The 14,660-nt window shown below is 69.7% G+C and carries 12 protein-coding genes and 1 tRNA gene; 3 read left to right on the top strand and 10 right to left on the bottom strand.

Going from position 1 to position 14,660, the window contains the following annotated elements:
* Positions 1-17 precede the first annotated feature (17 nt).
* From DFR41_RS16380 to DFR41_RS16360, 5 genes are all read right to left on the bottom strand, one after another.
* Positions 18-557, bottom strand: a complete 540-nt coding sequence (locus DFR41_RS16380; RefSeq protein ID WP_114803490.1) for a carboxymuconolactone decarboxylase family protein — start codon at positions 555-557, stop codon at positions 18-20.
* Entirely contained in the window at positions 554-1,756 is a 1,203-nt protein-coding gene (locus DFR41_RS16375) for an MFS transporter (protein WP_114803489.1), read from the bottom strand. The genes DFR41_RS16380 and DFR41_RS16375 overlap by 4 nt, the downstream gene beginning before the upstream one ends.
* Positions 1,757-1,758: 2 nt before the next feature.
* Positions 1,759-2,517, bottom strand: coding sequence for an SDR family oxidoreductase (locus DFR41_RS16370; protein WP_114803488.1), 759 nt, complete (start codon positions 2,515-2,517; stop codon positions 1,759-1,761).
* Positions 2,518-2,547: 30 nt separating this feature from the next.
* On the bottom strand, positions 2,548-3,363 hold the full coding sequence (locus tag DFR41_RS16365; protein ID WP_114803487.1) for an alpha/beta fold hydrolase: 816 nt from the start codon (positions 3,361-3,363) through the stop codon (positions 2,548-2,550).
* Between the two features lie 84 nt (positions 3,364-3,447).
* Positions 3,448-4,395, bottom strand: coding sequence for a GlxA family transcriptional regulator (locus DFR41_RS16360; protein WP_114803486.1), 948 nt, complete (start codon positions 4,393-4,395; stop codon positions 3,448-3,450).
* A 466-nt stretch (positions 4,396-4,861) separates the two neighbouring features.
* Here DFR41_RS16360 and DFR41_RS16355 point away from each other — a divergent pair, with 466 nt between their 5' ends.
* Together DFR41_RS16355 and DFR41_RS16350 are read left to right on the top strand one after the other, a co-directional pair.
* Positions 4,862-5,299 carry a tripartite tricarboxylate transporter TctB family protein gene (locus DFR41_RS16355; RefSeq protein ID WP_017759619.1) on the top strand — a complete coding sequence of 146 codons (438 nt, stop codon included), beginning with the start codon at positions 4,862-4,864 and terminating at the stop codon, positions 5,297-5,299.
* Between the two features lie 9 nt (positions 5,300-5,308).
* Complete coding sequence (locus DFR41_RS16350) at positions 5,309-6,832, top strand: tripartite tricarboxylate transporter permease (protein WP_043115300.1); 1,524 nt, start codon at positions 5,309-5,311, stop codon at positions 6,830-6,832.
* A 59-nt stretch (positions 6,833-6,891) separates the two neighbouring features.
* Here the strand turns inward: DFR41_RS16350 and DFR41_RS16345 are convergent.
* From DFR41_RS16345 to DFR41_RS16335, 3 genes are all read right to left on the bottom strand, one after another.
* A tRNA-Gly gene (locus DFR41_RS16345) sits at positions 6,892-6,965 on the bottom strand.
* Between the two features lie 111 nt (positions 6,966-7,076).
* Entirely contained in the window at positions 7,077-8,828 is a 1,752-nt protein-coding gene (locus DFR41_RS28210; protein WP_114803485.1) for an HD domain-containing phosphohydrolase, read from the bottom strand.
* Between the two features lie 139 nt (positions 8,829-8,967).
* Positions 8,968-9,912: a hypothetical protein gene (locus DFR41_RS16335; RefSeq protein ID WP_114803484.1), complete on the bottom strand. Its 945-nt coding sequence runs from the start codon at positions 9,910-9,912 to the stop codon at positions 8,968-8,970.
* Positions 9,913-10,035: 123 nt separating this feature from the next.
* On the opposite strand from DFR41_RS16335, the gene DFR41_RS16330 reads away from it, so the two are divergent.
* Positions 10,036-11,232, top strand: coding sequence for a cation:proton antiporter (locus DFR41_RS16330; protein WP_211322609.1), 1,197 nt, complete (start codon positions 10,036-10,038; stop codon positions 11,230-11,232).
* Positions 11,233-11,284: 52 nt separating this feature from the next.
* Here the strand turns inward: DFR41_RS16330 and DFR41_RS16325 are convergent, their stop codons facing one another.
* Both DFR41_RS16325 and DFR41_RS16320 read right to left on the bottom strand, forming a co-directional pair.
* Positions 11,285-13,441 carry an alpha/beta hydrolase domain-containing protein gene (locus DFR41_RS16325; protein WP_114803611.1) on the bottom strand — a complete coding sequence of 719 codons (2,157 nt, stop codon included), beginning with the start codon at positions 13,439-13,441 and terminating at the stop codon, positions 11,285-11,287.
* A 212-nt stretch (positions 13,442-13,653) separates the two neighbouring features.
* Positions 13,654-14,637, bottom strand: coding sequence for a Bug family tripartite tricarboxylate transporter substrate binding protein (locus tag DFR41_RS16320; RefSeq protein WP_114803482.1), 984 nt, complete (start codon positions 14,635-14,637; stop codon positions 13,654-13,656).
* Positions 14,638-14,660 lie beyond the last annotated feature (23 nt).

Below are 14,660 nucleotides of genomic sequence, written 5' to 3'. Positions count from 1 at the left end.
GGTGGCGCGCGGGCGACTCACTTCAGCTCCGGGAAGTCGACCACCGTGTCGTTGACGCGGTTGAAGACGTTGGTGAAGGTGATGACCGCCACGGCCAGCGCGACGTCCACCACGGCGGCGTCGGCAAAGCCGGCGGCGCGGAAGGCCTCGAACGCCTCGGCCGGCAGCGTGCCCGGCTGTTCGTGCAGCGCGCGGACGAAACGCACCAGCGCATCGCGGCGGGCGTCGCCGGTGGGCGCGAGGGCGCGGATCGCACGCACCGTGTCCACCGGCAGTCCGGCCGCCTTGGCCGCCAGGCTGTGGGCCGCGACGCAATAGTCGCAGCCCGCCAGCGCGCTCACCACGAGCTTGACCGTCTCGCGGTCCGGCGCCGACAGGGTGCCGCGGGCGAGCACCGCGTCGGCCGAAAGGATCGCCTGCAGGGCCGGTGTGTTGAGCGCACCGATGGCCGCATAGGCATTGGGCACGCGGCCCACCGCCTTGCGGATGCCGGCAAACAGTTCGGCGGTGTCGCCTGTGGCCGCGGCGGCGGCGGGGGTTTCGATACGGGCAGTCATGGGGAGCATTCCTTTCCAGGGGGGTTGACGAATCGGGATGGACGCCGAAGCGCGGTGTTCAAGCCCAGGGCAAGGACTTCGGCCGTCGCCGCCACCGCCCCGATGCCCCAGACCGCGCCGGCGCCCAGCACGGCGGCGCCGATGGCGCTGCCGGCCGAGAAGCCGAAGTACATGGTCGAGGTGTTGAGGGCCAGCGCCACCGGCGCCTGCGCCGGGCCACCGGCACCGATGAGCCGCGACATCTGCGCCGGGAAGAAGGACCAGACGGTGAAGCCCCACAGGCTGATCGCCGCCAGCACCGGCAGCAGGGCCATCGGTCGCGGCAGCAGCGTGGCCACGGCCAGCACCGCGAAGGCCAGCGCCAGCAGCGCGAGCGAGCCCCGCACCACCCGGTCCGCCCCGAAGCGGTCGTTGAGGATGCCGCCGGTCATCACACCGGCCGCCGCGCACAGGCCCCACAGCGACACCGTGGCCGTGATCGCCACCGGGCCGAAGCCGAGCACGGCGGCCAGGTATTCGGCCACGTAGGGATAGGCGGCGAAGGCGCCGAAGGCCCAGGCCAGGCTGACGCCCAGCAGCCGCAGCACCGGCGCCTGGCGCACCACCGCGAGCCGCTCACGCAGGCTTGCCACCGCCAGGCCCTGCCCGGCCTGCGCGCCGATGCCGAGCAGGATGCCCACGATGGCGACCGTGCTCATGCCGCCCACCAGCAGGAAGGTGGCCCGCCAGCCGAAGGCGTGGCCGATGAGCCCGCCCAGCGGCAGGCCCAGCGCGATGGCGAGCGTCTGTCCGGCACTGACGATGGCCAGCGCCCGCCCGCGCTTCTCGGGCGGCACGATCACGCCGGCCAGGCCATTGGCCGCGGGCACGTAGAGCCCGGCCGCCACCGCCATCAGCACCCGTGCGACGAGCAGCAGCGCGAAGGACGAGGACAACGCGGCCAGCACATTGCCTACTGCGAACAGCGACATGGCCAGCAGCAGCACCGGCTTGCGCCGCAGTCGGCCGGTGGCCACCGTGCTCACGGGCGAGGACAGGGCCAGCACCAGCGTGAACACCACCACCAGCAGCGCCACGCGCGTGATCGGCAGGCCGAAGTCCTGCGCCATGACCGGCAGCAAGGGCGCGATCATGAAGCCCTCGGTGCCGATGGCGAAGGTGCCGAGGGCCAGGAAGCTGGCCGGAACGAGGGCACGCATGGCTACACCGGAATCGGGTTGGCGGCGATCTCGGCGTTGAAGCCATCCACCAGCGCATGCTCGGCCACGCCGGGGTTGTCGCGCAGGGCGCGGATCGCCTCGACGAAGACCTCGGGCGCCTCGGTCGCCAGGCCCTTCATCGTCTCGGCGATGAACGCGTCCAGCGGCATGGCGCGGGGGTCGCCGCTCTTCTTGATGAGGTCGGTGTCCACCCAGGGCGGGGCGATCTCCTGCACGGTGACGGTGCTGCCCTTGAGCATGAAGCGCTGCGACAGCGCGTAGGAATGCAGCGCCGCCTTCGAGGCCGAATAGACCGCGTTGGTGGCGATGGGCACATAGGCCAGCACCGAGGTGTTGTGGATGATGGTGGCGCGCGGCTGGGCCTTGAGGTGCTCGATCAGCGCCGAGGTCAGGCGGATCGGCCCGAGCAGGTTGGTGTCCAGGATGCGGCGCGAGACGACATCGTCGATCCGGCCCGAGGGATCGTCGAAGGGCATGATGCCCGCGTTGTTGATCAGCACGTTCAGCGTCGGGTAGTCGCGGATCAGCTGCGCGGCCACGCGGTCGATGTCGGCCGGGTTCTCGATGTCGAGCGCCACGCCCTCGATGCCGGGGTTGGCCCGGGCCACTTCGTCGAGCAGCGCCTGGCGGCGGCCCGCGATGATCACCTTGTTGCCCAGGCGGTGGAACTGCTCGGCCAGTGCACGGCCGATGCCGGAGGTGCCGCCGGTGATGAAGATCGTGTTGCCGGTCATTTGCATGGTGAAGTCCTTTCGATGAATGAGGGGGGATCAGGCGAGGAACAGGTCGAGCTGGGCCGCGAAGTCCTCGATCTCCTGGAACAGGAAGGCATGGCCCGCATCCGGGTAGAGCACCAGCCTGGCGTCGGGCGCCTGCTGCGACAGCACGTACGAGCGGTAGGCCGGCAGCATCACGTCATGGGCGCCATTGGCCACGAGCATCGGCAGGCGCAGCTCCCGCGCGCGGTGCAGTACGCCGGGCCAGGCCGAGATGGCCTTGACCTGCGCCATGAAGGCCTCGGCCGTGACGGCCGGGCCGATGTCGGCCTGGGCGGCGATGCGCGCGAGCGAGGCCTTGCCGGCGGCCACGGCCGTCTCGGTCTCGGGATAGAACAGGAAGAGGAAGTCGGGCGCGTCGTTGACGCCGCGCGTCATCACCTGCGGCACGCGGCGATGGGGCTGCGGCCCGTCGGTGATGCCACCGGGGCTCGACCCCGCCACCACCAGCCGACGCACCAGGTGCGGCGCATCGAGCGCCAGTTGCTGCGCCACCACGCCGCCCAGCGACCAGCCGAGCACGTCGGCCTGCGGCAGCCCCAGTGCCACGATCACCTCGGCCGCCACCGCGGCCATGCCGGCGATGCTGTCGGGCACCCGGCCCTCGGAGCGGCCGATGCCGGCGCTGTCGAAGCGGATCACGCGGCGCTCCGCCGCGATGGCCTGGATGAAGGCCGGGTCCCAGTCGTCCAGGGTGCCGCGGAAGCGCTGCAGCAGCACCAGCGGGATGCCGCCCTGCGGCCCGTCTTCACGGATGGCCAGGCGTCCGCGGCTCGTCGGCAGCCAGTGATTGCGCGTTGCGGAGGTCATGTCGTTCGCCCTTGTGCGATGAAGGCCTTGAGCTTAGGCCTTGGTCGGACGACTCGAATGACGCAGAAACGGCAATTCAGGACATCACGCCGCCTCTTCCTCCATCAGGCGCAGGCTGCGCTTCAGGCCCGTGGGCGGCTGTCCGTAATGGCGCAGGAAGGCGCGACGCATGCGATCGCGGTCGGCGAATCCGGTGTCGCGCGCAACCACGTCCAGCGGATGGCGTCCTTCTTCGAGCATGACGCGCGCGGCCTCCAGCCGCAGCATCTCGACCGCCTTGGCCGGCGACTGGCCCGTCTCTTCACGGAACAGCCGGCTGAACTGGCGGGGCGACAGGCTGGCGGCATCGGCCAGTTCCTCGACCGACAGCGGATTGCGCAGGTGCTCGCGCGCATGCGTCAGGGCACGCCGGACGCGGTCGGAGCGCGGCTCCAGTTCGAGCATGGCCGAGAACTGGGACTGGCCGCCCGGCCGGCGGTGGTAGACGACCATCTTGCGCGCCACCGAACGCGACAGCGCGGGGCCGTGGTCGTCCTCGATCAGCGCCAGCGTGAGGTCGATGGCCGACGACATGCCGGCCGAGGTCCAGATCGGTCCGTCGCGGATGAAGATGCGGTCCTCGTCCACGCGCACCTTGGGAAAGCGCTGCTGCAGGTCGCGGGCATGCGCCCAGTGCGTGGTGGCCGCGCGGCCGTCGAGCAGGCCCGCCTGCGCCAGCACGAAGGCACCGGTGCAAACGCCGGCCACGCGCCGCGCCTCCTGACCGGCACGCGCCACGAATTCGCGCAGTCCCGGCGAGATGTCGGAAGGCACCAGTTCACCCGCCGCCATGAGCGTGTCGGGCATCACGCCGAAGGGGACGGTCTCGATGCCCGCGTTCATCGACGAGCGCACGGTGCCGCCGTGCTCGGACAACACCGTGAGCCGATAGCCCGCCGCGCCGAGCTCGGCATTGGCCAGTTCGAAGGCGGCCAGTGCCGCCAAGCCCATGAGTTGGAAACCGTCTTCGAGGATCAGACCGACTTGGCGCATGGTGCGACTCCTGAAATGCCGGAAAAGTAATTTCCAGCCATCTGTCGAGCTTACAGCAAGGCGCTGGCGTGGGGAACTGGAGACGACGGGGCCGCGGGACGTTGCTGCGTGCGCGTCATCTTCAACGGCAACCGCGACGAATGGCGATGGCGGGCGGCAGATGCCCCGCGTCGACACGAGTCTGCGACTGCCACCTCTTTCGATTCGACCGGCGACTTCTTCTGATGGGCAACTCGCCGCGACCGCAGCGTGCTCTGCCTTTGAAAAAGCAAGGGCCCAGTTCACCCGAGGAATTTGGGAATAAATTCGACGCTCCCGTAATACTCGAACATTTTTATCTTGATCCGAAAATTACCGAATCGCAATGCTCTGTTCATGGAAAGGCGTGAGTTTCCCCCCTACCATTTCCCGACCACCCCGCGGGGGCCGGCATTGTGCGGTTGCAATGGCGGAGACAAGGAAATTCATGAAACACAGAGACACGCACGACCTGATCGGCGGTATTGCACTGACGGTCGTCGGCGTATTTTTTGGCCTGTACGCCAGCCGCTACACCATGGGAACGGCCGCCCGCATGGGCCCTGGGTATTTCCCCATCGTGCTGGGCTGGCTGCTGGCCGTGCTCGGCCTGCTGGTGGCGCTGCCGGCCTGGTGGCGGCAAGGCAACCCCATCAGGGTGCAATGGCGGAACCTGGCCACGGCCACCGCCTGCCTGGTCCTGTTCGCCGCACTCCTGCAGGCCGCAGGCGTGCTGGTCGCCGCGTTTGCGGCCTCGATGGTGGCCCTGGTGCCGGCGCGCACCTCGGTGCGACAGAAATTGGTGATCTCCGCCGCGGTGTCTGCATTGACTGTGGGGATCTTCGTGTTCGGTCTGCAGATGAACGTTCGCACGTTCCCCTGGTGAAGCAGCGTCATGGATCTCGCAAACAATCTTCTTCTCGGGCTCCAGGTTGCCATGGAGCCGATGACGCTGGCGTATTGCTTTTTCGGCGTATTGCTGGGCACCGTCGTCGGCGTGCTGCCAGGCATCGGCGCACTGGCGGCCATTTCGCTCCTGCTGCCCATTACCTACCATATTGAACCGACCGCCGCGATCATCATGCTGGCGGGCGTCTATTACGGCGCGCAATACGGGGGCTCGACAGCGGCCATTCTGCTCAATCTTCCCGGTACGCCCTCTTCGGCGGTGACCTGCCTGGACGGTTATCCCATGGCGCAGAAAGGGCGCGCCGGCCTGGCCTTGTTCATCACGACCATCGCCTCGCTGGTGGGCGCGATGACCGGGTTGGTATTGCTGGTGCTTTTTTCGCCGGCCATTGCCGAAATCGGATTGAAATTCGGCCCCGCCGAATTCTTTTCCATGATGGTGCTCGGGCTGGTGGCGGCTTCTTCCATGAGCATCGGATCGGCGGCCAAGGGCCTGGCGATGGTGGTGCTGGGCCTCCTGCTCGGCATGGTGGGGACGGATGTGAATTCGGGCGTCTCGCGCTTCGACTTCGGCATCATCGAACTCACCGACGGCATCAACCTTGTAGCGTTGGCCATGGGACTGTTCGGCGTCGCCGAGGTGGTGCGATGCATCAATTCCCCCGACATGGAACGCAAGCCCGAGCCCGTCACGATGCGGTCCATGGTTCCCTCGCGCGCCGAGTTCCGTGAAAGCGTCGCGCCCATGCTGCGCGGCTCCGCCCTCGGTTCCGCCCTGGGTGCGCTTCCCGGGGTCGGCCCTTCGATCGCGGCATTCATGTCCTATGCCATCGAAAAGCGGGTGGCACGCGACGCTCGCAAATTCGGCAAGGGCGCCATCGCCGGCGTCAGCGCCCCCGAATCGGCGAACAACGCCGCGGCGCAGACCGCGTTCGTGCCGTCGCTTTCACTGGGCATTCCCGGCGACGCCGTCATGGCGGTGATGCTGGGCGCCCTGATCATTCACGGCATCCAGCCGGGGCCCTTGCTGATCAGCGAGCAGCCCGCGCTCTTCTGGGGCCTGGTGGTGAGTTTCGCGATCGGCAACATCATGCTGGTGATCCTCAACCTGCCCACCATCGGCATCTGGGTCGCGTTGCTGCGAATTCCCTTCGCGTGGATGTATCCGGCGATCCTCGTGTTCGTGGCGTTGGGCGTCTACAGCGTCAACAGCAACGAATTCGACATCTACATGGTGGCCGTGCTGGGGGTGATGGGCTACGCGCTGATGGTTCTGAAGTTCGAGCCCGCACCTCTCCTGCTGGGCTACATCCTGGGCCCGATGCTGGAAGAAAACCTGCGGCGCACGATGCTGCTGTCCCGCGGCGATCCCATGGTGTTCATCGAACGGCCCATCAGCGCCAGCCTGCTGGCGGTGACCGCGCTCATGCTCGTCTGGACCATCTGGAGCACCGTCCGCAAGTCCATCGCGGAAAAGCGGAAGCTGGACCTCGCGGAAGCCGCGGCGTGATGCAAGCGGCGGCTTGGCTGCCGCATCGTGGCGGCGGGATAGAGAAGACCTGAGGGGAGTGGAGCGGGTGAAGGGAATCGAACCCTCGTATGAAGCTTGGGAAGCTGCCGTTCTGCCATTGAACTACACCCGCCTGGCGGCCCGCGGAGGGCCTGGAGGCTGTCTCGCCTGCTCCGGCAAAGACAGCGCGGGAGTGTAGCACCGGGGTTGCGCCCTTCCCCCCGGCGCCGCACCCCTCGCGCCCTCAGCGGCGCTCGTCCACGGCCTCGTTCTCGACCGCCGGCTGCGCCGCGCCGGCCAGGCCTTCCACCTCGCGCACCCAGCGCTGGCGCATGCGCAGGATGCGCGGCAGCGCGCGCAGGAAGGCGTCGACCAGCCGAGGCTCGAAGGCCGCGCCGGCACCGGCGCGGATCTGGGCCACGGCCGCCTCTTCGCTCAAGGCCTCGCGATAGGGGCGCGGCGAGGTCATGGCGTCGAAGCTGTCGGCAATGGCGACGATGCGCGCCGCCAGCGGAATCTGCTCGCCCGCCAGGCCCGACGGATAGCCGGTGCCGTCCCAGCGCTCGTGGTGGCACAGCGCGATGTCGCGGGCCATGCCCAGCACGTCCGACGGGTCGTCGCCGATGAGCTGGGCGCCCAGCAGCGGATGGGCACGCATCACGGTCCATTCGTCCGCATCCAGCGGACCGGGCTTGCGCAGCACCGCATCGGGCACGGCCACGATGCCCAGGTCGTGCAGCGGGGCCGAGCTCTGCAGCATGGCGCACCAGTCGGCGCGGGCGCCCGCCTCCAGCGCGATCTCGTGCGCGGTCTGGCTCATGCGCTGAATGTGCGACGTGCTCACGTTGGCCCGCATGGCGGCCGCATCGCACAGGCGCTGCAACTGGCGCAGGCTGGACTGCTGCGCGGCCAGCATGCCCAGCGCCGCCAGGTGCGTGCGCACGCGCGCCGCCACCACATGCGGATAGAAGGGCTTGGTGATGTAGTCGGCCGCGCCCAGACGCAGCGCCTTGGCCTCGGCGTCGCCGTCGTGCACGGCGGTGCAGAAGACGATGGGGATGTGCGCGGTGCCCGGGTCGGCCTTCAGCGCCTCGCACACGGCGTAGCCATCCACGCCCGGCATCATCAGGTCCAGCAGGATCAGGTCGGGCCGGCGTTCGCGCGCCAGCTCGATGGCACGCCCGCCCTCGGTCGCGAAGATGAGGTGGTAGTCGGCCTGCAGCGACAGGCGCAGCAGCTGCAGGTTGCTGGGTTCGTCGTCCACCAGCAGCAGGCTCTGGCGGCGCACGTCGGGCGTCGGCGGCAAGGTGGCAGGCACGACCGGCTCGGCCTGGGCGTCGGCACTCTTCTCCACACAGATGGCGCTCAGCTGTGCGGCTGGCAACGGCCGCAGGAAGGCCGCGCGCTCCTCGCCCTGCGCCAGGAGCCAGGCCCGGCCCAGGCCGCGGGGAAGGACAACGGGCATGCGGCGCGGCTTGCCCGGCGGGCCGTAGTTGCCCATCAGCGGATGGCCCGCGGCGTCGACCGTGAGCAGGCCCACGCTCAGGCGGCGCACGCCGTTTTCGTCGGCCCAGCTGTTCCACAGGCCGGCCAGGTACAGCGGGCCGTCATCCCGGCGCGCGATGCGGGTGAGCCACGGCTCGCCCTCGGGGTTGCGGTGGTCGGGCACATGCAGGGCCGCCACGGGCACCAGGCACTGCTGGGCACCCTGCCAGGCGCTGCGCACCGGCAGCTTGCCCAGTTCGTCGTCGCGGATCAAAGCCGTGCGTGCGCGCAGCGCGGACGGCAAGCCGGCACGCAGCGTCTCGCGCGTGACCAGGCCCCAGCGGCCTGCAGTCACGGCGATCTCGTTGCCGCGGCGAAAGACGAAGGGCAGTTCGCCCCCCGGCTGCACAGACGGCGTGCCGGCCTCGGGCAAGGTCCACTCGCCCGCCCGAAGGTCGCGGCGCAGGGCCTCCCAATGGTGGGGCCGCGCAGATTCAAGACTTGAAATCATGGAGGCACAGCGTCAGGACATTCGCACGCGATCACGCCGCGGCGATCCCCGGACGACGAACATCGGGGGTCTGGCGGACCGGTCCCCGTCGCGGTCCCGACCCGAGCGCCCCGACGCTCTATTAACAATTATTTGCAGTCTATCGTGTCATAGCCCGATCCGCTTCGGTTTCGGCGCCCATCAGCCACTGCTGCGCCTCGTCATCGAAGCCGGCGACCGGCTGTGCCTTGGCCAGCGCCATCCACACGCCGAAGGGCAGACGCTCCACCGGACGGTGCACGGCGGCTCGGGCGACCGTGAGGCGCGTCCCCTCCAGCAGCATCACGCCGCATTCGGCAGGCACGTCCTCCGGTCCGCCGATGGGTCGGCCGCGGGCATCGTTGCCAAGCACGTACCAGCACTCGCCGCCCAGGTCGAGGTAGGCGGCGCGCTTGTCGGGGCGGCGCAGATCGCCCAGCAGGTCGGCGCGGCTGACCTTGACCTCGTGCACGACGGGATGGGCGTAGGCCTCGACGGTGGTGTTGCGGATCGAGAAGACATCGGGCCGGGCGATGCACCAGCGGGCGGGGCCGTCGGGCTCCAGCGGCGCCAGGCGGGCCCGCAGGCTCAGGCCGCGCCAGGCGATGCGGCCGCCACGGGTCATCTCGCGCGCCACCTGCTCGACGAGCGCCTCATGGGCCGACATGGCGCCGCGGTTGCCGGCCAGGGCGCCGGCCAGCTGCGCCAGGCCGCTATCGCTCAGGCGCACGGTCTCGTGGCCAAGGGCGGAGCGCACGCGCTCCAGCAGCCCGGCCGCCAGCAGGTCCACTTCGATGGCATCGCAGCAGGGCCAGCCGGCCGAGCGGTAGACCTCGCGCAGGCGGCGCATGTGCACGCGGCTCAGCGCCGCCACGGGGCGGGGTGGGTCGCCCACAGGCGGCGCTGCAGGCGGATCGGTGACGGGCAGCTCGTCCGGCGGCGGGTCACCGGCCGGCGGCGGAATGATGATCGGCGGCGAGGCCGGCGGCTGTCCCGGCGCGGGCGGAGGCGGGTTGGAAGGCAGGGGCGCCGCCCGCGCGGCATTCATCAGGGGAAGGGCGGACATGCACCAAGGCTAACCCCAAGCCGGCAACCCTGGCCGCGGGTGCGGTGTTGGGGACGTCCTACGCCCTTCGGCCGATCCGGGGCCATGTCACACTGCCGCGGCCTTCCCACACCCCGAATGCCGATGACCGTCTCCGAAGTCTTCCTGATCGCGATGCTGATCGTCTTCTCCCTGCCCTACCTGCTGTGGCGGCTGGGACGCACCGACTACTTCGCGCCGCTGGTCGTGGTGCAGATCATCATGGGCATCCTGCTGGGCCCGGGCGTGCTAGGCGCGGCCTTTCCCGACTATTACCAGTTCGTGTTCAGCGCGCCGGTCATCCAGTCGCTCAACGGCGTGGCGCAGTGGGCCGTGATGCTCTTCGTGTGGATCGCCGGCATCGAGCTGGACCTGCGCAAGGCCTGGACGCACCGCGGCGAAAGCAGCGTGACCGCCGGCCTGGCGCTGGGCGTGCCGCTGCTGCTGGGCAGCGCCGCGGCGCTGGTGCTGCTGACACAGCCCGGCTGGATGGGCGCGAAGGCGCACCACTGGCAGTTCGTGCTGGGCATCGGCATGGCCTGTGCGGTGACGGCCCTGCCGATCCTGATACTGCTGATGGAGAAGCTCGCGATCCTGCGCCAGCCGCTGGGCCAGCGCATCCTGCGCTACGCCAGCCTGGACGACATCGCCATCTGGGGTGTGCTGGCCGTGATCCTGACCGACTGGGAGCGCGTCGGCCGGCAGGTGGGCTTTCTGCTGGTGTTTGCCGTCGCCTCGGTGCTGTTCCGGCGGCTGATGCGTCGCGTGCCCGAGCGCGACCGCTGGTACCTGGGCCTGATCTGGCTGGCAGCCTGCGGTCTGGGCGCCGACTGGTCGGGCCTGCACTACATGGTGGGCGCCTTCATCGCTGGCGTGGTGATGGACGGCGACTGGTTCGACCAGGACCACATGGACCTGCTTCGCCACCATGTGCTGCTCGTGATCATGCCGGTGTTCTTCCTGAGCACGGGGCTGCGCACCAGCTGGCAGGTGGGCGGCTTCGCCGTTTTCGGTGCCGCCGCCCTGCTGCTCGCAGCATCGGTGGCCGGCAAGCTGGCCGGCCTTGGCCTCGCTGGCCGCATCCTGGGCTGGGCCCGCGGCGAAGGCATGCTGATCGGCTGGCTGCTGCAGACCAAGGCGCTGATCATGATCATCTTTGCCAACGTGTTGCTGGACAAGGCCATCATCACCAATGCCACCTTCACCGCCCTGCTGCTGATGGCCGTGGCCAGCACCATGCTGACCGTGCCCATGGTCACGCCGCGGCTGCGACGCATGGCTCAGGCGACTGGGGAGCGCTGACGGCCCCCGGGGCCGGCGCGCCCGCAAGGCGGCGCGCCAGTCACGCGAGGCGTCAGGGCAGCACGGCGCTCGCCTGGGCGCGGGCGATCAGCGCGTCGGCGTCGGCTTGCAGCAGCAGTCGCTCGCCCACCAGCGACTGGGCAGCGGCACGCACGGCCGCCACATAGCCAGCCTGGTCGCCATAAAGCTCCTCCAGCGAAGGACGCCCGTCGCCGGCCGCCAGCCGCGCCGCACGCGTCTTGTGGAAGGGGATGTAGCTGCCCGTGAGGTTGGACAGGTCGACGATGCCCGGCGTGGCGACGTAGTTGAACTCCAGGCTGGTGCCCAGCGGTACCTGCGCCTCCACCGCGCGGATGCCGGCCCGCGTGAGGCCAGTGGACGCATCCACTTGCGGCACCAGGATGGCGTAGCTGCGGCCCTGATAGCGCGGCGGCTGCAGCGTGGCGATGCCGCTCTCGTCCTGCGGCACGTACTGCGGGCCGAAGTCCAGCAGCGGGAAGTCGTTGTAGCGTGCCAGGTAGTTGAAGTCGGGGATTGCCGTCGGCGTGGCGCCGACGTTCCAGCTCAGGCCGCGCATCGTCGGGAAGGCCAGCTGCGCCGGCCGCACCAGCGTGCCGTCGTCGATGCGGGGCACGCGGCTCGCGGGCGGCGTGGTACCGCGCATCACCCAGTCTTCCAGCGCCACGAAGAGCGCGCGGAAGGTGTCGTTGAAGTGCACCACCGTGCCCGCCGGGTACACGTTGCGCGTGGGCGCATAGCTGATGCTGGCCGTGCCGCCCGCGCCGCCGTGCTGTGTGCTGGCGTAGTAGTAGATGCGGGCGTTGTCGGGCTGGGCCAGGTCGCGAAGACCATAGGTGTCGGTGAGCACCGGCGATCCCTGCAACTGCCAGAACTCGGTGCCTGACAGGCCCAGGAAGAACTTGGGGCAGGTACCCGTGGCGTTGCAGCGACGCATGACGCCGCCGCTGCGGCCGGCCAGCTCGTCGCTGTAGTCGGCCGCCAGACCGCGGGGGGCGGTCTGGCCGAAGGCCGTGTGGTCGGTGCGCAGGCCGCCGCCGCCGCCCGGCACCGCAAAGCGGGTGTTGATGTTCGTCTGCCGCGCCGCCACGTGGGCATAGATGCCGTCGAACACCTTGCTGCCGTCCAGTGCCTGGTTGAAGCCCAGGTGCAGGAAGGTCTTCATGGCATTGCCCGACTGCGAGGTGCCCTGGCCGATGGCATGCGTCAACCGGCCAGCGACCGGATTGGCACGGCCGAAATCGTCCGTGCTGCGCTTGCGAAAGAAGCTGACCGTGTCGCGCAATGCCGCCAGGCCCACGCCCATGACCTTCGGGTCCTTGGCGACGTAGACCAGCTCGTACAGGTACTGCGGGTCGAAGCCGCCGGCAAGGCACACGCTGGTGGGGCTGGCCGTGCCCGGGAAGGGCGTGGCCATGTCGCAGGTGGCGAACTTCCACTGGGACGGCGAGATGGGCTCGCGCGGGTCGGTCTCGTTGCGCCGGCGGGTAAGCGAATAGCCCGGCTGCGTGTTGTCCAGGCTGGCCGGCTCGTAGGGGATCATGGTGCCGTTGAAGACACCGCCCGGCAGCGTCATGGACGGCGTGGCGGCGCTGGGCACGAGCTCGGTGCGGTAGGGGCCGGTGATGCTGCTGCCGTCCGGGTTGCGGGCCACGGGCACGGTGGCCGTGAGGCGGGCCGGGCTGCTCTTGGGCACGTCGCCCTGCCAGGCCGAGTACAGCACCGTATAGCCGCGCTGCAGGTAGACGGCATCGCCGGGCGTGGCCGTCGGATTGAGCAGCGTGAGCATGTTGCCGCGGTTGGGCGCGTCATAGCGCAGCAGGCCGTTGGCCTTGGTCATGTCCTTGGGCTTGAGCAAGACGAAGTCCGCGCTGTAGTCGACCAACCCCCGTGCGTTGACCGGGGCGAGGGCCAGGTCCTGAATGACGGCGTTGTGCGGATCCTTCGGGTCCAGCTCGCCCTGCAGCGTGCCCGTGAGCTTCTCGTAGGCGCCGACGCTGCCGTAGCTGCCGGGGAAATCCTCGGTGGCGGTGATGGTCAGGCGCATCTGCGGCTGAGCCGGGGCGGGTGCCGGCGCCGGGCTGGGCGCCGGCGCGGGGGCCGGTGCCGCCGCGACGGGCACGAAGCCGCTGCCGCCGGAACCGCCGCACGCTGCCAGCAGCAGGGTCGCGCCCAGGCTGCAGGCACCCATGGCATGGCGCACGGGGCGCCGGGTGATGCAAAGCTCTCTCATGGTTGTCTCCATCGTTGTGGTGCAGGAACAGGGGCCTGGGGCCACGCGGACGAACGCCCTCCTCCGGTCGTCGACGGATGAATGGAAGGCGCGGGCCGTGCCCGCAGGGTGGAGGGAATGGACCGGAACGGGGGCACGCGGCGCGCGCGGCCCACCACCGGTGCGGGCGGCTATTCGGCCTCGATGCCTGCCGCCTTGATCACCTGGCCCCATTTGCGCGTCTCGCCGGCCTGGAACTTGGCCAGCTCATCGGGCGTCGTGGTCCAGGCCTCGGAGCCGGCGCCATCGAAGAAGCTCTTGGCGGCGGCGCTCTTCGTGGCCTTGCCCAGCACCTCGTTCAGCTTCGCGACCACCGGTGCGGGCGTGCCGGCCGGCGCGTAGGCCGCGAACCAGTAGCCCATGTCGTAGCCCTTGACGCCCGCCTCGTCCAGCGTGGGCACGTCGGGCAGTTGGGTGCTGCGCTTCTGCGTGGAATAGCCCAGCGCCCGCAGCTTGCCGGCCTTGATCTGCGGCACGCCGGTGGAGGTGTCGGTGATCATCATGTCGATCTGCCCGCCCAGCAGGTCGGTGATGGCCAGCGGGTTGCTCTTGTAGGGCACATGCAGGATGTCCACCTGCGCCATCTGCTTGAGCATCTCGCCCGCCACGCGGCTGGACGAGCTGCCGCTGCCGAAGCTGAGCTTGCCGGGGTTCTTCTTCGCGGCGGCCAGCAGCTCGCCGACGTTCTTGTAGGGCGCACTGGCGTTGACCACCAGCACCTGTCCGCCCTTGCCCAGGCCGGTGATGGGCGCGAAGTCCTTCACCGGGTCATAGGGGAGCTTGCGGTAGAGGTGCTCGTTGGCCGCGTGCGTGGTGTTGGTGGTGATCAGCACCATGTAGCCGTCGGCCGCCGCCTTGGCCACGTACTGCGCCGCGATCATGCCGCTGGCGCCGGCGCGGTTGTCCACCACCACCGACTGGCCGGTCTGCTCGGTGAAGGACTGGCCGAGCGCCCGCGCCAGTTGGTCGGTGGCACTGCCGGCCGCGAAGGGCACGACGAAGGTGACCGGCTTGGCCGGATAGGTCTGGGCCTGCGCCAGGCCGGGCAGCGTGGCGGCGGCGGCCAGGGCGGCGGCCAGCCAGGTGCGTCGGTGCAGGGGCGGGAATCGGTTCATGTCTGTTGTCTCCTCGGGTCGGG

It is taken from the genome of Pseudacidovorax intermedius (assembly GCF_003350475.1).
In the GTDB taxonomy this organism is placed as follows: Bacteria; Pseudomonadota; Gammaproteobacteria; order Burkholderiales; family Burkholderiaceae_C; genus Xenophilus; species Xenophilus intermedius.
The sequence above is the reverse complement of the archived record's forward strand: the minus strand, read 5'-3'. Positions and strand labels throughout refer to the sequence as shown.

Coding starts and splice junctions, on each gene's coding strand:
- DFR41_RS16380 (WP_114803490.1), bottom strand. CDS start 557: ATGACTGCCCGTATCGAAACCCCCGCCGCCGCCGCGGCCACAGGCGAC.
- DFR41_RS16375 (WP_114803489.1), bottom strand. CDS start 1,756: ATGCGTGCCCTCGTTCCGGCCAGCTTCCTGGCCCTCGGCACCTTCGCC.
- DFR41_RS16370 (WP_114803488.1), bottom strand. CDS start 2,517: ATGCAAATGACCGGCAACACGATCTTCATCACCGGCGGCACCTCCGGC.
- DFR41_RS16365 (WP_114803487.1), bottom strand. CDS start 3,363: ATGACCTCCGCAACGCGCAATCACTGGCTGCCGACGAGCCGCGGACGC.
- DFR41_RS16360 (WP_114803486.1), bottom strand. CDS start 4,395: ATGCGCCAAGTCGGTCTGATCCTCGAAGACGGTTTCCAACTCATGGGC.
- DFR41_RS16355 (WP_017759619.1), top strand. CDS start 4,862: ATGAAACACAGAGACACGCACGACCTGATCGGCGGTATTGCACTGACG.
- DFR41_RS16350 (WP_043115300.1), top strand. CDS start 5,309: ATGGATCTCGCAAACAATCTTCTTCTCGGGCTCCAGGTTGCCATGGAG.
- DFR41_RS28210 (WP_114803485.1), bottom strand. CDS start 8,828: ATGATTTCAAGTCTTGAATCTGCGCGGCCCCACCATTGGGAGGCCCTG.
- DFR41_RS16335 (WP_114803484.1), bottom strand. CDS start 9,912: ATGTCCGCCCTTCCCCTGATGAATGCCGCGCGGGCGGCGCCCCTGCCT.
- DFR41_RS16330 (WP_211322609.1), top strand. CDS start 10,036: ATGACCGTCTCCGAAGTCTTCCTGATCGCGATGCTGATCGTCTTCTCC.
- DFR41_RS16325 (WP_114803611.1), bottom strand. CDS start 13,441: ATGGGTGCCTGCAGCCTGGGCGCGACCCTGCTGCTGGCAGCGTGCGGC.
- DFR41_RS16320 (WP_114803482.1), bottom strand. CDS start 14,637: ATGAACCGATTCCCGCCCCTGCACCGACGCACCTGGCTGGCCGCCGCC.